This is a genomic window from Wenyingzhuangia sp. 2_MG-2023 (assembly GCF_030548295.1).
Taxonomy (GTDB): domain Bacteria; phylum Bacteroidota; class Bacteroidia; order Flavobacteriales; family Flavobacteriaceae; genus Wenyingzhuangia.
Genome location: NZ_JAUOSB010000009.1, coordinates 99,806 through 117,943 on the forward strand (window position 1 = coordinate 99,806; position 18,138 = coordinate 117,943).

Genomic DNA, 18,138 nt, shown 5'->3' on the forward strand with positions numbered 1-18,138 from the left:
CTATAAAAAAACACAAACATTTAAAGTCTATTCTACAAACAAGACGTTAAAGATAGGTAAAGGTTGAGTTAAATAATATAAAGAAATACTGATATTAGTATATCTAGATTATTTCTAATAAATATTCCTCTACAGCTTTTTGATTAATTTTGGCATCAAAGTTTTGCATTACAAATTCACGCCCTTCTATTCCTATTTTCTCTTTTAAATCTGGGTTATTTTTTAAAAAGAGTAGTTTTTCTGCCATTAAGTCTAAGGCATCTTTTGGCAATAAAAACCCAGTAATGTCATTCTTAACAATTTCAGGATTGCTGCTTACATTATAAGCTACAATAGGTTTTTGATGGTAAGAAGCCTCAGCTAAAACATAACCAAAACCTTCCCAATGTGACGGCAATACAAAAACATCTATTTGAGACATAAAACAGTTTACATTGGTAATATAACCTTGAAAATCTATAACATCATCTACTTTTAAATTTTTTGCTTTTTGTTTCAAATCGTGCATCAATCGACCATCTCCACCAATAAGAATTTTAAAATCTTGTATTTTCTCTTTGAGCAAAACAGCCAAATCGATCAATGCTGTTTGATTTTTTTGAAACTCTAATCTTCCTAAATTTCCGATCACAAAAGTGGTATCGTCCGTTTTACGATTCAGGTAGTATTCATTTAAATGCAAACCATTATAGATTACTTTTATTTTGTCCTCAGGAAATAAATTGGGATTTTTTTCATTCACTGTTTTTTTAGTTGCTATAGAATTGGTCAACATATCTGTAACCACATGTTTAAAATACCACCTATTCAAAAAATTATCTTTAATTGGAATGGCACTTCCCCTTCTGTACACAATTTTTTTAACTCCCGCTAGTTTGGCTGCCAATGCTCCCGATTTGATATCCTTAGAAATATTTAAGATCAATAAATCTGGATCGTCTTTTTGGAACAATGCCTTTAATTTTAGGATTGTATATGGGTTTAAAAAACTTAAATTCCCAACATCAATAGGTCTGGTTTCAATTTTTTTAGCAATTGTTTTTTGATACAATTCTCCACCTTTTTGACAATACACAATTACGCGGTATTGCTCATCATGAAGATAAGATGCCATTTCTAAATGCCATTTTTCTCCTCCTCCCCAAGCAGCAACAGAATTAAAAAAAACAATGGTTTTCATTTTTACAAGCTTTTATAAAGGTTTACCATTTTAGTTGCAATGGCTTTATCATTAAATTGCTGTACATATTCCCATCCTTTTTCTATCATATTTTTCTGCAACTCTTCGTTTTCTAACACTAAAGATATTCTATCTCTAAAACCTTTACTATCTGTTGGGTTTACATACATACTAAAAGGACCACCTGCTTCTGCAAAACAACTTCCTGTAGATGAAATTACAGGTGTTTTAGAATACAAAGCTTCAATAATTGGGATTCCGAATCCTTCAAAAATACTAGGATACACAAACAAACTAGCCATTTTATAAATCATAGCCAACTCTTGCATCTCCACACCTTTTAAAAAGAAAACCCTATCCTCCATTTTATGTTTTTCTATGTAGTATTTTACTCTTTCTGCGTATTTGGTTTCTCTCCCCACTACAACCACAGAAACGTTTAAATCTCTAACGGATTTTAACAATGTAAGAACGTTTTTTCGTTCTTCAATAGTTCCTACATTTAAAATGTAGCGTTCCGGAAGTTTATATTTTTCTTTAACAAGTTCTAATTCTTTCTCAGAATAGTCTTGTTTAAAAGCTTGGTGACATCCTTGGTAAATTACTTTTACTTTTTCTTTGGACACACCTAAAAACTCAACAATATCTCTTTTGGTTTGCTCGCTAATCGCAATCACCACATCTGCAACATTAGCAGCATATTTAAACTTATTGAAATGTATTTTTTGATCTATTTTAGAATACAATTTAGGATATCTTACAAAAATCAAATCGTGAATGGTTACAACTGTTTTGATGTTAGTTTTTTCAATACCTCTAGGCAATTCATTTGTCAAACCGTGATAAATTTCAATATCATTACTCAACAAATCTTTTACAATGGGTTTCTGTCTCCAAATACTGCTAAATTTCTTCCAAATAAAAGAAGTAGGATGTACTATTTTCATAGAATCCGTTATTGTTAACCGATCTATTTTTCCTGGCTTAGGATTGAACAATGTATACACATGCTCAGGAAAAAAAGAAGCCAAAATTCGTACAGTATCTCTACTATAATTCCCCAAACCTGTTTGGTTGTGAAAAATTCTCTTGGCATCAAAACCTATCTTCATCTAAAATTATTTTAAAAACGGTACCAAGGTACACACAAATCCTTAATCCTTAATTGTAAATATACAAAAAGACAAACATATTGCTCAAATTAGCACTTAAAGCCACAAAATAGAATATATAAACTAAATTTGCACCTATAAAATTTTATTTTAATTTTAGACAACTAACTAACTGTGCTATAAATGCTTAAAGAATTACTTATTTTTAACCTCCTTTACAAATGGCGGTACCTCTTGGCTATGGCCAAAAGTAAAGTTATTAAAACTACAAAAAACGCACCGTTTACAACCATTACCTATGTAGCTAGAGAAGTAGACAAAGAATGGATTTTTGGTGCAAAAGTAAAAAGATTGGCTAGCTTTTCAGACTTGGATGCTCAAGACTATTACCATAACAAGTTAAGGGAACTCCCCAATTCTGATGGTTATTTTTTTATTTTTCCCCAATATTTTTGTAGAGCTGTTAGGCACAATCCTCAAATATTACAAAAAAAGATTATTGTAATGTTTACGCATACCAACTGGACCTCTTCATTTTCTAAAACCCACATTATTTGGTGCCTAAACAAAGTAGACAAAGTGATTTGTTTGAATAACGACATAAAAAAACAATTAATAGAAGACGGTCTAAAACCTGAAAAAATTGAAGTAATTCACATAGCATCTTGTTCCGATTACTTCTATCCACACGAGCGAGTTACCGGAACAGTTGGTTTTTGTAGTGCATATGGTGAGCGAAAAAATCCAGAAATAATTTATGAATTGGTGAAAAATATGCCACATAGACACTTTTACTTGATTGGAAAAAATTGGGACAAGTTTGATAAATACGAAGAACTTATACAATTTAAAAATTTTACTTACTACAACAATCAAGATTACGAGAAATACCCAAGCTTCTACAATTTAATTGATATTTTTGTTTCTCCGTCTATATTAGAAGGAGGTCCTGTACCTGTATTAGAAGCCATGCTTTCTAACTGTTTTCCTATTGCATCTCGTACAGGTTTTTGTCCCGATTTGATCAATCACGGAGAAAATGGGTATTTATTCAATACAGATGCCGATTACAAAGAAGTAATGGATTTGATAGAAAAAGCAGCCTTGCAAACAACCAACGTAAGAGAAACGGTATTAGAACATACCTGGAAAAATTGCTCTAATAAAATAGACCAACTATTTTTAAACTTCTAAAACAACTAGAATGCCCAAAATACTCGCTTTTGATTATGGTACCGTAAGAATTGGTTTGGCAGAAACTGATGACTTAAAAATGATGGCTTTTGGTTTAGACACCATTCCTACCAAAGAAATTTTTGTGTACTTAAATCAATATTTAAAGAACAATACCGTTGAATTATTTGTAGTTGGAGAACCTAAACAAATGGACGGTAGCCACAGCGAAAGTGAAGTTTTTATTCAAGATTTTATAAAAAAACTAGACAACACTTATCACATTCCTATACAAAGGTTTGACGAACGTTTTACCTCCAAAATGGCTTTTAACACTATGATTTCTAGTGGAATTAGCAAGAAAAAAAGACAAAACAAAGGCTTGGTAGATAAAATTAGTGCTACTATTATTCTACAAGAGTTTTTAAATATTTCCTGATTTTTAATGTCATCATAATTTTATGAGTTTAAAAAACAACAAACCTAAAATTGCTATTATAGAATTTGATACTTCTCATGCAGAATGCATCTATAGCCAAATTTTATTTTTAAAAGACACATATAACATCACTGTTTTTATAAATAAAAACAGTCTTTCTATAATTCCTGACTTAGCCTATATCACTAAAAAACCTTTAGAATTAGATTCTAAAAAAGAAATAAAAAAAACTTCTATAGAGTTAAAACAGCAATTGATTTCAGGTAATTTTGTCAAAGTTATTATCAATTCTGCAGAAAGGAAAATTTTCAAGTTTTTATTGTTGTTTTTGTTCAATACAAAAATTTCCTTTTGGGGAATATTACACAATCCAAATCGATTAAAAAGCAGCCTGAAACAAAAAATAATTAGTAAAAAACTAAAAGGGTATTTTGTATTGAGTGATTTTATAAAACAAAACATTCAAAAAGAAAAGTTGACAAAAACCAAGACAGAAAGCACGTATCTTATTTTTTTTGATGAAAAAGTGAGCTCAAATTCCAATGTAATAAAATCAGCTAATGAAACATGGATTTTAATTCCTGGTAAAGTGCAATCAATAAGGAGAGATTATTCCTTTTTACTTCAATTTCAAGAAGTTCCCAAAAACATAAAGTTTATTATTCTAGGAAATATAAATACAGAAGAAGGTATCTCATTTAAAAAAGAATTATCCAAAACTTCTTATTCTGATCAATTTCACCTTTTTGAAAATCACGTACCTGATACTGATTTTTATGAATACATTGCTCTGGCAGATTTTATGCTACCTTTGGTACACCCAAACAACAAATTGTTTGAAAAATACATCAAATACAAAGTTACAGGTACTTATAACTGGGCTTATTCTTTTCAAAAAACTATGCTTTTGGAACAGCATTTTTCGCAAAACAAGGAATTTAAAGAGACTAGTTATTTCTATGATTTTAGAAACCCAAAAACCTTTTTTAAGATTTTAGAAAATCCCAAAAAACAATATTCAAAAGAAAAGTGGAGTTTAGAACATCAAAAAAACAAGTATCTTAACTTTATAGAACAAACATTATGAAAGGAATTATACTTGCCGGAGGTTCAGGAACCAGACTGTATCCGTTAACAAAAGCGACAAGCAAACAATTGATTGCCATTTACGACAAACCCATGATTTACTATCCGTTATCTGTGTTAATGTTGGCTGGCATCAAAGATATTTTAATCATTACCACTCCCGAAGATCAAATCCGATTTCAAAACTTACTGAGTGATGGATCCCAATTAGGAATACAAATTACCTATGCCATACAACCCAAACCAGAAGGGCTTGCCCAAGCTTTTATTATTGGTAAAGATTTTATTGGTACAGACAATGTAACCTTAATTTTAGGAGACAATATTTTTTATGGACAAGGATTTACTCGTTTGTTGACAGATGCTATCAAAAGGTTAAAGGATGAAAACAAAGCTTCTATTTTTGGATACTATGTAAACAATGCCGAACGTTATGGTGTGGTAGAATTTGACTCTGACAAAAATGTGTTAAGCATAGAAGAAAAACCATCTCATCCAAAAAGTGATTATGCCGTTTCTGGATTGTATTTTTATCCTAATGATGTCATTTCAATTGCAGAAAAAATCAAACCTAGCAAAAGAGGAGAATTGGAAATAACTACAGTAAACCAAACTTACTTGGAACGCAAACAGTTGCATGTAGAAATTATGGGTAGAGGTTATGCTTGGTTAGATACGGGTACTTGTGATTCCATGCTAGAAGCCTCTAACTTTATTCACACCTTAGAAAAAAGGCAAGGTTTAAAAGTAGCTTGTATAGAAGAAATTGCTTACGAAGAAGGTTATATTGACAAAAAACAATTGCTAATTTTGGGTGAAGAAATGAAAAACAATGAATACGGACAGTATTTAATTAGAAAAGCAACAAAATAAATGAAGTATACACGTACCTCCATTCCAGAAATCATTATTTGCGAACCCAAAGTTTTTGGAGATCATAGAGGTTATTTTATGGAATCTTACAAAGCCCTCTCTTTGAATGATTTTTTAGGACACAAAATAGAGTTTTGTCAAGACAATGAGTCTAGTTCTAAAAAAGGGGTTTTAAGAGGATTGCATTACCAAATAGGCGATTTTGCACAAACCAAATTGGTAAGAGTAGTGTACGGAAAAGTTATTGATATTGCTGTAGATATTAGAGTGGGCTCTCCTACTTTTGGGCAGCATGTTGCTATTGAGTTGTCTGCTGAAAACAAAAAACAGTTGCTAATTCCTAAAGGATTTGCTCATGGATATATTGTCTTAAGTGATACGGCTATTTTTAGCTATAAAATAGATACACCCTATAGTTTTGAACACGAAAGAGGAATTGCTTATGATGATGCTACTTTACAGATTGATTGGGGATTAAAGCCAAGTGAGTTCATTTTATCAGAAAAAGATACCTTAAACCCTACTTTGCAAGAAGCTACTTTGTTTGATTACAATCTAAACTATTATGAGTAATATCTTAGTTACTGGTGCAAAAGGTCAATTGGGTTCCGAAATTCAATTTTTAGCCTCTCAATACAACCAATATCATTTCTTTTTCACAAACACTCCTTATCTAGATGTTACAGACAAGGAACAGGTTCGTGTTTTTTGTTTAAAAAATAAGATACAAACAATTATAAATTGTGCAGCTTACACCAATGTAGAAAAAGCTGAAGAATTTATAGACAGCTGTAATAACATCAATCACTTAGCTACAAAAAACCTAAGTGCAATTGCCAAAGAACAAGATATTCAATTAATTCATATCTCTACAGATTATATTTTTGACGGGAAACAACATGTTGCTTATACGGAAACGGATACTCCAAACCCGCTAAACATGTACGGAAAAACCAAATGGTTAGGAGAACAAGCTTTGTTAGAAATCAATCCAAAAAATTCTATCATCATAAGAACTTCTTGGGTCTACTCTAGCTATGGAAATAATTTTGTAAAAAGCATGTTGAAATTGGCAAAAACAAAAGACGTTCTCAATATTGTTTCCGATCAAATTGGAACTCCTACCTATGCTGCTGATTTGGCAAAAACTATTTTAGACATTCTTCCTAAAATAGACAATCAGAACGTAGAAATTTATCACTACTCTAACGATGGTGTTTGTTCTTGGTACGACTTTGCTTTTGAAATATTTCAACAACAAAAATCAACTTGTAAAGTATACCCTATTACTTCTAAAGAATATCCTACAACAGCCAAAAGACCTTTATTTGCTTTGTTGAACAAGTCAAAAATTAAAAACACCTTTGACATAGAAATTCCTCACTGGAAAACTTCTTTAGCAGACTGTATAAAAAAATTATAGCATAGACATCAAAAAGTAATTTGTATAAATTTCTTAATTTAACCTTTAGTTCTCAACTACGTTCGAACACTGACAATAAAACGGGTCATCGAACGGAGTCGAGATGTAAAAAACTATAAATGAAAACAATATTAGTAACAGGAACCGCTGGTTTTATAGGCTCAAATTTTATCTATCATTTTATTGAATCTTATCCTGATTATAAATTGATCAGTTTAGACAAATTGACCTATGCTGGAAGTTTAGAGAATTTAGCTGAAGTTGACACACATCCAAGACATACTTTTATCAAAGGTGATATTTGTGACAGGTCTTTGATTGAAAGAATATTTTCAGAAAATAAAATTCAAGGAGTCATTCATTTTGCAGCAGAATCTCATGTAGACAATTCCATCAACAATCCTGGCGTTTTTATAGAAACCAACGTAAATGGAACCTTCACACTCCTAGATGTGGCTTATAAACATTGGATGCTTCAACCCTTTTGCTACAAAAAAGAACATCTCAATTCTCGCTTTTTACATATTTCAACAGACGAAGTATATGGAACATTAGAAGAAACTGGTTTGTTTACAGAACAAACACCGTACGCACCTAACTCTCCTTATAGCGCTTCTAAAGCGAGTAGCGATATGTTGGTAAGAAGCTATCATCATACCTATGGAATGAATACTATTATCACCAATTGTTCTAACAATTACGGGCCTCAGCAGCATGATGAAAAATTAATACCAACTGTAATTAGAAAAGCTATTAACGGAGAAAACATTCCAATATATGGAGATGGAAAAAACATTAGAGATTGGCTATACGTTACCGACCATTGCAAAGGAATTGATCTTGCATATCACCAAGGGATTTCTGGAGAGGTCTACAATATTGGTGGTAGAAATGAACGAAACAACAATTACATTGCTACAAATATTTGTGAAATTTTAGACCAAATACTCCCTAAAGAAACAGGAAGTTATAAAGAACAAATTAGCTATGTACAAGACAGAGCAGGTCATGATAGAAGATATGCCATTGATGCAACCAAAATAGAAACAAACTTGAGTTGGAAAGCCGACGAAAACTTTGAATCTGGTATTGTAAAAACAATTGAATGGTATATAAACAAGTACAAAAAGCTATAGAAAGCAACTCTCTTTACTTTTTTCTTAGGACATACTTAAAACTCCAAGCTATTCTTTGTACTTTTGCACGGAATTTTAGAAAAGCATTATGATTTTACCCATTGTTGCCTACGGAGATCCTGTTTTAAGAAAAGTAGGACAAGAAATAGACAAAAATTATCCAGACTTATCCACCTTAATTGCCAACATGTGGGAAACCATGGAAAACGCAAACGGTGTAGGTTTGGCAGCTCCACAAATAGGAAAATCAATACGTCTTTTTATTGTAGATGCAACTCCATTTGCCGAAGATGAAGATTTAGAAGCAGAAGAAAGAGAGGTTTTAGCTACATTTAGAAAAGTATTTATCAACCCTAAAATAGTAAGTGAAGAAGGAGACGAATGGGCTTTTGAAGAAGGTTGCCTAAGTATTCCGGATGTTAGAGAAGATGTTTGGAGAAACGAAACCATACATGTAACCTATCAAGATGAAAGTTTCAAGACTCACAAGGCTACTCTTAATGGATTGGCAGCAAGAGTTTTTCAACACGAATACGATCATATTGAAGGAGTTTTATTTACCGATAAAATTTCATCCTTAAAAAAGAGATTGTTAAAAAGAAAATTAGCAAACATCTCTATAGGAAAAGTTGGTGCAGATTATAGAATGCGTTATTACAATGCAAAAAGAAGATAATTAAAAATAATTTAGAAATGAGTTTAACAAAAGTGATCGCAATTTCTGGAAAGCCAGGATTGTATGAAATATTGGGACAGACTAAAGGAGGATTTATCACCTCTTCTTTATTAGATGGTAAAAAAACTCCAGTTAAAAACACACAAAACGTAAGTGTGTTAAGCGATATTGGAATTTATACATACGAAACTGAAGTTGCTTTAGGAATTGTTTTCATAGCGATTCATGACAAATACGAAGGAAAAGCATCCATCAGTCACAAAGCTTCTGACAAAGAATTGGTAGCTTTATTCAACGAAGTGTTACCTGATTATGATGAAGAACGTGTATACGTTTCTAACATTAAAAAAGTGGTACAATGGTACAACATACTTGTAAATGCTGAGTTTGACTTTGAGACCATCAAAGAAGATTTAAAAAAATTAGAAGAAGCTCAAAACGCTCCTCAATAATTTTCTCTAAACAACACACTTAAAAGAGTTATAATTTCTAGTTTTATAGAAAATTATAACTCTTTTTTAATTTTATCTTATGAACTCAAGAAAAGAACAACTGGCTGCTATTGATCGTTTGTTAACCATTATGGACGAGCTAAGAGAACAATGTCCATGGGACAAAAAGCAGACTATGGAGTCTTTAAGACATCTTACCATTGAAGAAACTTACGAATTGGCAGATGCAATATTGACCAATGATTTAGAAGAAATTAAAAAGGAATTAGGTGATGTACTTTTACACATTGTTTTTTACGCCAAAATAGGAAGTGAAACAAATACCTTTGATATTGCCGATGTAGCCCAAAGTATTTCTGAAAAATTAATTCACAGACACCCTCATATTTATGGTGATGTTGTTGTAGAAAATGAAGAAGAGGTAAAACAAAATTGGGAGCAATTAAAATTAAAAGAAAAAGGAAACAGCTCTGTTTTACAAGGAGTACCAAATTCGCTACCCGCCATGATCAAAGCCAACAGAATTCAAGAAAAAGTAGCTGCCGTAGGTTTTGATTGGGAACATCCAGAGCAAGTGTGGGAAAAAGTACAAGAAGAATTATCTGAACTTAATGTGGAAATTAAAAACGGAAGTCAAGAACGCATAGAGGCGGAATTTGGAGATCTTTTATTTTCTATGGTAAACTATGCCAGACATATTGGAGTAAACCCAGAAAACGCCTTAGAACGAACCAATACCAAGTTTAAAAAACGATTTGAGTATTTGGAAGAAAACACGCTCAAAAAAGGAATTAATTTATCTGATTTAAGTCTTAAAGAAATGGATGTATACTGGGACGAATCTAAAAAAATATACAAATAAAAATGAAAGTATTATCTATTGGTGATTATAGTGGAGATTTAGGAGTCTACGAAGCACAATTGAAACAATTTATGGTAATGCATCATAGAGGAGTTGATGTTACGATTCAAGGACATTTTTCAGAAGAGATTGAAAACTTATTGAAATCTAACAATATTCCCATCATTAAAGACAAGCCCATTAATAAAAATGACGCTGATTTTATAAAACGTTTGAAAGAAAACACACTCAAAAATAATTTTAATATTGTCCATGTTTTTGGAGGAAGCAACACTAGTAATACTTGTATTGCTTTAAAAAAACACAAGGCTGTAAAAATTATTGGATATATGGGATCAACTAGCGTGCATTGGCACGATCCATCAGCATACAAAACCTATCTTAATCCTAGAATAGATGCTATGATTTGTAATAGCGATGGAAATGCTATTCATTTTAAAAAACAACTATTCGGAAAAAACAAACGCAAAGTTCATAGAATATACAAAGGCTATAATCCCGATTGGTTTTCTAATTATGAAATGAATGATTTGAGTGATTGGGGTATAAAACCTGATTCAATTGTAATTACTTCGGTTGGAAACAGACGAAAAGTAAAAGCAATGGATTTATTTGTAAAAGCAGCAAAACTTGTCAAAAACATCAAAGAATTAGATATCCATTTTGTATTGGTAGGAGACAATACCGATGATGATTATATGACTCAAATAAAAAACAACAGCCCTTTCCCAGAAAACATACATCTTTTGGGCTATAAAAGTGACATTAAAGAAATTCTAAAACGTACAGACATCTATGTTCAAACTTCATTAAAAGAAGGCCTAGGAAGAGCTATTACAGAAAGTATGTGTCTAAAAAAACCAATTATTGTAACCAATGCTGGTGGCTGTGCAGAACTTGTAGATGAAGGTGTAAATGGATATATAGCAACTAATAAAAGTGTAGCCTCTATTGCCGAAAAAATAAACTTATTAACAGTCTCTAAAGAAAAAAGAGTTGAATTTGGAGAGAACAGTTTTCAAAGAATTCTGAATATTTTTAATATAGAAATAACAGTAGACCAAACTTTGGCACTTTACCATTCATTGTTAAAAAAATAGAACAACAAAACTAAGTATATTTACGTAAAAAACACTTAGTTTTGTGTCGTACAAAATCAAAATTGATTATGATAAAAACTATCAAAAATTCAAAAGATTCTGAAGTAGAAATTACAGAATTGATGAAACCAATAAATTCTAATTTTAGTGGAAAAATTCATGGAGGTTACATTTTAAACCTAATGGATCAAATAGCCTTTGCATGTGCTTCTAAATATTCTGGAAAATACTGTGTAACTGCATCTGTAAATACAGTAGACTTTTTAAACCCTGTTAATGTTGGAGATTTTTTAACATTAAAAGCACGTGTAAATTATGTAGGGAATACCTCTATGACCGTGGGGATTAGAGTGGAATCTGAAAACATTCAATCAGGTAAAAAAACACATTGTAATTCTTCTTATTTTGTGATGGTTGCTAAAAATGAAGATGGTTCAAATGCGGAAGTTCCTAAATTACATTTGTACGAATCGGAAGATGTAAGACGTTTTATTCGATCAAAAAGCAGATTGGAAACCAATAAATTAAGAAAAAAAACCTATAGTCAAGAAAGTTTTGATTACAAAGAACACCTTGATGAATTGAAAAAATACAATGTACATATAGATCCTAAATTATTAGATTAAACAAAAAAACCATTCTAAAGTATTCTCTAGAATGGTTTTTGCTTTATGTAATGACAACTTATTTTTTCATGTTGTCTATAAACTGATCAAATAAATAAGAAGCATCGTGTGGTCCAGGATTTGCTTCTGGATGATACTGTACCGAGAATACTTTTTTATCTTTAATAGCAATACCTGCTACCGTATTATCGTTTAAATGTACGTGAGTAATTTCTACATTATTAGTCGCCTCAACATCTTCTCTACTTACATTAAATCCATGATTCTGAGAAGTAATTTCTCCTTTACCAGTAATTAGATTCTTTATTGGGTGGTTAATACCTCTATGCCCGTTGTGCATTTTATAAGTAGCAATACCTTGAGATAATGCAATAATTTGATGCCCTAAACAGATACCAAACAATGTTAACTCTTTATCAACAATCTCTTTTGCAACTTTTTGTGCAGACTCAAGAGGTTCAGGATCTCCAGGTCCGTTAGACAAGAAATAACCATCAGGGTTGAATGCTGCCATTTCTTCAAAAGTAGCAGTACAAGGAAATACCTTTACAAAACAATCTCTTTTAGCTAAATTTCTTAAAATATTTTTCTTGATTCCTAAATCCAATGCAGAAACTTTATACGTTGCATTTTCATCTCCATAAAAATAAGGTTCTTTGGTGGAAACTACAGAAGCTAAATCTAAACCTTTCATGCTAGGAGCTTCAGCCAATTTTGCTTTTAAAGCATCTATATCATCAATTTCAGTTGAAATTGCAGCATTCATAGCTCCGTTTTCACGAATATAGCTTACAACAGCTCTAGTATCTACGTCTGTAATAGAAATCAATCCTTGTTTTGTAAAATATTCTTCTAAAGAACCATTAGATCGATCTCTAGAAAATTCAAAACTAAAATTTCTACATACCAATCCAGCAATCTTAATTCCATCAGATTCAACTTCATCATCGTTCACACCGTAATTTCCGATATGAGCATTGGTTGCTACCATGATTTGTCCAAAATAAGAAGGATCGGTAAAAATTTCTTGATAACCAGTCATACCTGTATTATAACAAATCTCACCAATGGTTGTTCCTTCAACACCTACAGACTTTCCTTCAAAAATAGTTCCGTCCTCTAATAATAAAATTGCTTTTTTTAATTCTTTGTACTTCATAAAAGTTGTTTTTATTGTTGGGTGGAGGTTTTTCACCTAAGCTTTCAACAAAGAATGTTTGTAAAAATATTTTTGCAAATATAAAAAAAGGATAAACTATTAAATAGTTTATCCTTTATATATTTTACGAAATGTAAATCATCATTACTCTTCAGTAGTTTCTGTAGACTCAGCTGCATCCACTTGAGGAGCATCAGCTTTTTTTCTAGATCTACGAGTCGTTTTCTTCTTCTTAGTTCCGTTTGGATTGTAGATTTCATTGTAATCAACCAATTCTACCATAGCCATAGGAGCATTATCTCCTTGACGGTTTCCTAATTTGATGATACGAACGTATCCTCCTGGTCTGTCTGCTACTTTTACAGCAATCTGTTGGAATAACTCAGTAACTGCTTCCTTATTTCTTAAATAAGAAAAAGTAATTCTACGGTTGTGAGTAGTATCCTCTTTAGATTTTGTAATAATTGGCTCAACATACATACGTAAAGCTTTTGCTTTAGCTACTGTAGTATTGATACGTTTATGCTCAATTAATGAACAAGCCATATTTGCCAACATTGCACTTCTATGTGCTGTTTTTCTACCTAAGTGGTTGAATTTTTTTCCGTGTCTCATTGTAAAATGATTTAGCTTTCATCTTGCATCTACCCACCTTGGGGAGCAAAATATGAAAGGGGTTTAGTCTTTATCTAATTTGTATTTGCTTAAATCCATTCCGAAATGTAAATTTTTAACATTTACCAATTCGTCTAACTCTGTTAAAGATTTCTTACCAAAGTTTCTGAATTTCATCAAGTCATTTTTGTTGAATGATACAAGATCACCTAACGTTTCAACTTCTGCTGCTTTCAAACAATTCAATGCTCTTACAGATAAGTCCATATCAACCAATTTGGTTTTCAATAGTTGTCTCATGTGTAGAGACTCCTCATCATAAGTTTCTGTTCTAGCAATTTCATCAGCCTCTAAAGTGATACGCTCATCAGAGAATAACATAAAGTGGTGAATCAATATTTTTGCAGCTTCAGTCAATGCATCTTTAGGATTGATAGAGCCATCTGTAACAATGTCAAAAACTAATTTTTCATAGTCTGTCTTTTGTTCTACACGGTAGTTTTCTACAGCATATTTTACATTCTTTATAGGAGTGTAAATAGAATCTGTAAAAATAGTTCCTAAAGGTACATTAATTTTTTTATTTTCGTCCGCAGGTACAAATCCTCTACCTTTTTCAATAGTAATATCAAAACTCATAGCTACAGAGCTATCTAAGTTACAAATTACTAAATCTGGGTTTAAAACTTGAAATCCTGAAGTAAATTTTTGTATATCACCAGCAGTGATTTGGTTTTGACCAGATACCGATACTGATACAGACTCTTTGTCTGTGTCTTCAATCTGTTGCTTAAAACGAACTTGTTTTAAGTTTAAGATGATTTCAGTTACATCCTCTACAACACCTTCCACAGTTGAGAACTCATGCTCAACTCCTTCGATACGTAAAGATGTAATTGCGAAACCTTCTAAAGACGATAATAATACTCTTCTCAAAGCATTACCTACAGTTAAACCAAAACCTGGCTCTAACGGTCTGAATTCGAATTTACCTTCAAAATCAGTAGATTCGATCATGATAACTTTGTCTGGTTTCTGAAAATTTAATATTGCCATAGCTAACTGGTGTCTTAATTATTATTTCGAGTACAACTCGACGATTAATTGCTCTTTGATGTTTTCTGGAATCTGAATTCTTTCAGGTACCGCAACAAACGTTCCAGTTTTAGTATCAGAGTTCCAAGTTAACCACTCATAAACAGCAGAAGAAGCAGCCAAACTACTCTCTATCACTGTTAGTGATTTAGATTTCTCTCTTACACCTACAACATCACCTGGCTTTAATTGGTAAGAAGGAATGTTAAGGATTTCTCCGTTAACAGTTACGTGTCTGTGAGATACTAACTGGCGTGCTCCGCTTCTTGAATTAGACAATCCCATACGGAATACAGTGTTGTCCAAACGAGATTCACACAATTGTAATAATACCTCTCCAGTAATACCTTTACTAGAAGATGCTTTCTTAAATAAGTTAGAGAATTGACGCTCTAAAATACCATAAGTATACTTTGCTTTTTGTTTCTCTTGTAATTGTAAAGAATACTCAGAACGTTTTGCTCTTTTCTTCGCCTGTCCGTGTTGTCCAGGAGGATAATTACGTTTTTCAAAAGACTTATCATCTCCAAAAATTGCCTCACCAAATTTACGAGCAATTTTAGTTTTAGGTCCATTATATCTTGCCATAATAAAATATTTAAAATCAGCAGTTATGAATTAAGGCTTAGTCCTTCGATAACTTTGTGTTTGCCAATTTAACGTTAATAATAAATTTAATTAGATTCTTCTTCTCTTAGGAGGACGACATCCGTTGTGTGGTAATGGAGTAACATCAATAATTTCTGATACTTCAATACCTGCATTATGAATCGTACGAATTGCAGATTCTCTACCATTTCCTGGTCCTTTTACATAAACTTTAACTTTACGTAAACCTGCTTCGTGTGCTACAGCAGCACAATCTTCAGCAGCTGTCTGTGCAGCATAAGGAGTGTTCTTTTTAGATCCACGGAATCCCATTTTACCAGCAGATGACCAAGAGATTACATCTCCTTTTTTATTTGTTAAAGAAATGATGATGTTGTTAAATGAAGCAGTAATGTGCGCTTCACCAACAGACTCAACAATAACTTTACGCTTTTTAGCGGTCTTTGTATTAGATTTAGCCATAACTTAATTATTTCTTTTTGTTCGCTACAGTTTTACGTTTTCCTTTTCTCGTTCTAGAGTTGTTTTTGGTTCTTTGACCTCTTAACGGTAATCCAGCTCTATGGCGGATTCCTCTAAAACAACCGATATCCATTAAACGTTTGATGTTTGTTTGGATTTCTGAACGCAATTCACCTTCAATAGTGAAAGTACCTGCTTGCTCACGAATTGCTCCAATTTGATCATCAGTCCAATCTTGAACTTTGATGTTCTCATCTACTCCAGCATTTGCTAAAATCTCTTTAGCTCTAGTTTTACCAATTCCAAAAATATAAGTCAACGCGATTACACCACGTTTGTTTTTTGGAATGTCAATACCTGAAATTCTTGCCATAACTAACCTTGTCTTTGTTTGAATCTAGGATTCTTTTTATTGATTACATATAATCTGCCTTTTCTACGCACAATCTTGCACTCGGCACTTCTCTTTTTTATTGATGCTCTAACTTTCATCGTATGATATTTTAGTATCTATAAGTAATTCGAGCCTTAGATAAATCATAAGGACTCATTTCTAACTTAACTTTATCTCCTGGTAACAACTTAATGTAATGCATACGCATTTTACCAGAAATGTGTGCAGTAACTATATGACCATTTTCTAACTCAACTCTAAACATTGCGTTAGATAATGCTTCAGTAATAGTACCGTCTTGTTGTATTGACGCTTGTTTTGCCATAATTAAATTGTCGCTTTCCTTTTTGTTCCAGTTTTCATTAAACCGTCATAATGTCTGTTTAACAAGTATGAGTTAATTTGCTGGATAGTATCTATTGCAACACCTACCATAATGATTAACGAGGTACCTCCATAAAACAAAGCCCAATTTTGTTGAACACCGAAATGAATAACAATCGCTGGAAAAACAGCCAGCAAAGCTAAGAAAATAGATCCAGGTAACGTAATTTTTGACAAAATACTATCTAATTTTTCTGCAGTCTCAGTTCCTGGGCGGGTTCCGGGGATAAATCCACCGCTTTTTTTCAAGTCATCTGCCATTTTATTTGTTGGAATTGTAATTGCCGTATAGAAATAACTAAACACAATGATCAAAACACAGAATAAAATATTGTAACCCCATCCATTAAAATCAGACAATGCATTAAAAACTGTTTGCAAAGTTCCATCTGAATTTCTAGCAATCAATCCTGGTACAAACATAATTGCTTGTGCAAAGATAATTGGCATAACTCCAGCTGAGTTTAACTTTAAAGGAATGTACTGTCTTGCTCCTTGAGCATCTTCAATACTTCCTACAACTGTACGTCTTGCATACTGTACTGCTATTCTACGAACTGCAGTTACTAAAAGTATACTTGCTAAAATAATTGCAAACCATACAATAATCTCTAAAAGAATCATCATCAATCCACCAGCTGCATCTCCTGAAACTTTAGAAATAACCTCTTGTGCAAATGCTCCAGGGAATCTTGCAATAATACCAATCATAATCAATAATGAAATTCCATTACCAATTCCTTTCTCAGTAATACGCTCTCCCAACCACATTGCAAAAACTGTTCCAGCAGTTAATAAAATCATCGAAGATATCCAGAACCATCCTCCTTGACCTAACAAGTAGGCTTCAGTTGGTATACCTAATGTTGGTAAACTTGTTAGATACGCACCACCTTGAACGATTGTAATACCTATTGTTAACCAACGAGTGATTTGATTGATTTTATTTCTTCCACTTTCACCATCTTTCTGTAATTTCTGCAAATAAGGAACCGCAATTCCCATTAACTGTACTACAATAGATGCTGATATATAAGGCATAATCCCAAGAGCCATAATCGAAGCTCTTGAGAATGCACCTCCTGTAAATGCGCTTAATAAACCTAAAAGTCCATCTGAAGTTGAGTTACCCAATGCTGTTAGCTGTTGAGGATCAATACCAGGTAATGTAACCTGAGCCATAAATCTGTAAACTATCATCAACCCTAAAGTCAATTTTATTTTACCTTTTAACTCATCAATAGACCAAATGTCTTTTATAGTTTGGATAAATTTCTTCATC

At 32.3% G+C, this 18,138-nt stretch carries 23 protein-coding genes; 12 read left to right on the forward strand and 11 right to left on the reverse strand.

What is annotated here, in order from left to right; genetic code table 11:
- Positions 1 to 103 precede the first annotated feature (103 nt).
- Together Q4548_RS11175 and Q4548_RS11180 are read right to left on the reverse strand one after the other, a co-directional pair.
- Positions 104 to 1,180 carry a glycosyltransferase family 4 protein gene (locus Q4548_RS11175; RefSeq protein ID WP_303454984.1) on the reverse strand — a complete coding sequence of 359 codons (1,077 nt, stop codon included), beginning with the start codon at positions 1,178 to 1,180 and terminating at the stop codon, positions 104 to 106.
- Between the two features lie 2 nt (positions 1,181 to 1,182).
- Positions 1,183 to 2,292: a glycosyltransferase family 1 protein gene (locus Q4548_RS11180; protein ID WP_303454987.1), complete on the reverse strand. Its 1,110-nt coding sequence runs from the start codon at positions 2,290 to 2,292 to the stop codon at positions 1,183 to 1,185.
- A 240-nt stretch (positions 2,293 to 2,532) separates the two neighbouring features.
- Between Q4548_RS11180 and Q4548_RS11185 the strand changes: the two genes are divergently transcribed.
- From Q4548_RS11185 to Q4548_RS11240, 12 genes are all read left to right on the forward strand, one after another.
- Positions 2,533 to 3,486, forward strand: coding sequence for a glycosyltransferase family 4 protein (locus Q4548_RS11185; protein ID WP_303454990.1), 954 nt, complete (start codon positions 2,533 to 2,535; stop codon positions 3,484 to 3,486).
- 10 nt (positions 3,487 to 3,496) lie between these two features.
- Positions 3,497 to 3,904 (forward strand): Holliday junction resolvase RuvX, encoded by a 408-nt coding sequence (ruvX, locus tag Q4548_RS11190; protein WP_303454992.1) that lies wholly within the window; start codon positions 3,497 to 3,499, stop codon positions 3,902 to 3,904.
- 22 nt (positions 3,905 to 3,926) lie between these two features.
- Positions 3,927 to 4,991 (forward strand): hypothetical protein, encoded by a 1,065-nt coding sequence (locus Q4548_RS11195; protein WP_303454994.1) that lies wholly within the window; start codon positions 3,927 to 3,929, stop codon positions 4,989 to 4,991.
- Entirely contained in the window at positions 4,988 to 5,863 is an 876-nt protein-coding gene (gene rfbA, locus Q4548_RS11200) for a glucose-1-phosphate thymidylyltransferase RfbA (RefSeq protein WP_303454996.1), read from the forward strand. Before Q4548_RS11195 ends, rfbA begins: the two co-directional genes overlap by 4 nt.
- Entirely contained in the window at positions 5,864 to 6,436 is a 573-nt protein-coding gene (gene rfbC, locus Q4548_RS11205) for a dTDP-4-dehydrorhamnose 3,5-epimerase (RefSeq protein ID WP_303454998.1), read from the forward strand.
- On the forward strand, positions 6,429 to 7,286 hold the full coding sequence (gene rfbD / locus Q4548_RS11210) for a dTDP-4-dehydrorhamnose reductase (RefSeq protein ID WP_303455001.1): 858 nt from the start codon (positions 6,429 to 6,431) through the stop codon (positions 7,284 to 7,286). Before rfbC ends, rfbD begins: the two co-directional genes overlap by 8 nt.
- Before the next feature lie 119 nt (positions 7,287 to 7,405).
- A complete protein-coding gene (rfbB, locus tag Q4548_RS11215; protein ID WP_303455003.1) occupies positions 7,406 to 8,422 on the forward strand; it encodes a dTDP-glucose 4,6-dehydratase in 1,017 nt (338 codons plus the stop codon).
- Positions 8,423 to 8,510: 88 nt separating this feature from the next.
- Complete coding sequence (gene def / locus Q4548_RS11220) at positions 8,511 to 9,098, forward strand: peptide deformylase (protein ID WP_303455006.1); 588 nt, start codon at positions 8,511 to 8,513, stop codon at positions 9,096 to 9,098.
- Between the two features lie 17 nt (positions 9,099 to 9,115).
- Positions 9,116 to 9,550 carry a DUF5606 domain-containing protein gene (locus Q4548_RS11225; protein WP_303455008.1) on the forward strand — a complete coding sequence of 145 codons (435 nt, stop codon included), beginning with the start codon at positions 9,116 to 9,118 and terminating at the stop codon, positions 9,548 to 9,550.
- A 79-nt stretch (positions 9,551 to 9,629) separates the two neighbouring features.
- The gene (gene mazG / locus Q4548_RS11230) at positions 9,630 to 10,412 is read left to right on the forward strand and encodes a nucleoside triphosphate pyrophosphohydrolase (RefSeq protein ID WP_303455010.1); all 783 of its coding nucleotides are present in this window, start codon (positions 9,630 to 9,632) and stop codon (positions 10,410 to 10,412) included.
- Positions 10,413 to 10,414: 2 nt separating this feature from the next.
- Positions 10,415 to 11,512, forward strand: a complete 1,098-nt coding sequence (locus Q4548_RS11235) for a glycosyltransferase family 4 protein (protein WP_303455012.1) — start codon at positions 10,415 to 10,417, stop codon at positions 11,510 to 11,512.
- 68 nt (positions 11,513 to 11,580) lie between these two features.
- Complete coding sequence (locus Q4548_RS11240) at positions 11,581 to 12,138, forward strand: acyl-CoA thioesterase (protein WP_303455015.1); 558 nt, start codon at positions 11,581 to 11,583, stop codon at positions 12,136 to 12,138.
- Between the two features lie 58 nt (positions 12,139 to 12,196).
- On the opposite strand, the gene carA is transcribed toward Q4548_RS11240, so the two are convergent.
- From carA to secY, 9 genes are all read right to left on the reverse strand, one after another.
- On the reverse strand, positions 12,197 to 13,297 hold the full coding sequence (carA, locus tag Q4548_RS11245) for a glutamine-hydrolyzing carbamoyl-phosphate synthase small subunit (protein ID WP_303455017.1): 1,101 nt from the start codon (positions 13,295 to 13,297) through the stop codon (positions 12,197 to 12,199).
- A 144-nt stretch (positions 13,298 to 13,441) separates the two neighbouring features.
- A complete protein-coding gene (gene rplQ / locus Q4548_RS11250; protein ID WP_303455020.1) occupies positions 13,442 to 13,912 on the reverse strand; it encodes a 50S ribosomal protein L17 in 471 nt (156 codons plus the stop codon).
- A 63-nt stretch (positions 13,913 to 13,975) separates the two neighbouring features.
- Positions 13,976 to 14,968, reverse strand: a complete 993-nt coding sequence (locus Q4548_RS11255; RefSeq protein WP_303455022.1) for a DNA-directed RNA polymerase subunit alpha — start codon at positions 14,966 to 14,968, stop codon at positions 13,976 to 13,978.
- Between the two features lie 21 nt (positions 14,969 to 14,989).
- Positions 14,990 to 15,595, reverse strand: coding sequence for a 30S ribosomal protein S4 (gene rpsD, locus Q4548_RS11260; RefSeq protein WP_303455025.1), 606 nt, complete (start codon positions 15,593 to 15,595; stop codon positions 14,990 to 14,992).
- A 90-nt stretch (positions 15,596 to 15,685) separates the two neighbouring features.
- On the reverse strand, positions 15,686 to 16,078 hold the full coding sequence (gene rpsK / locus Q4548_RS11265) for a 30S ribosomal protein S11 (RefSeq protein WP_068827418.1): 393 nt from the start codon (positions 16,076 to 16,078) through the stop codon (positions 15,686 to 15,688).
- 7 nt (positions 16,079 to 16,085) lie between these two features.
- On the reverse strand, positions 16,086 to 16,451 hold the full coding sequence (rpsM, locus tag Q4548_RS11270; RefSeq protein ID WP_303455031.1) for a 30S ribosomal protein S13: 366 nt from the start codon (positions 16,449 to 16,451) through the stop codon (positions 16,086 to 16,088).
- A gap of 2 nt (positions 16,452 to 16,453) precedes the next feature.
- Complete coding sequence (gene ykgO / locus Q4548_RS11275) at positions 16,454 to 16,570, reverse strand: type B 50S ribosomal protein L36 (RefSeq protein WP_013621733.1); 117 nt, start codon at positions 16,568 to 16,570, stop codon at positions 16,454 to 16,456.
- An 11-nt stretch (positions 16,571 to 16,581) separates the two neighbouring features.
- Entirely contained in the window at positions 16,582 to 16,797 is a 216-nt protein-coding gene (gene infA, locus Q4548_RS11280; protein WP_010137062.1) for a translation initiation factor IF-1, read from the reverse strand.
- 2 nt (positions 16,798 to 16,799) lie between these two features.
- Entirely contained in the window at positions 16,800 to 18,137 is a 1,338-nt protein-coding gene (gene secY / locus Q4548_RS11285) for a preprotein translocase subunit SecY (protein ID WP_303455044.1), read from the reverse strand.
- Position 18,138 lies beyond the last annotated feature (1 nt).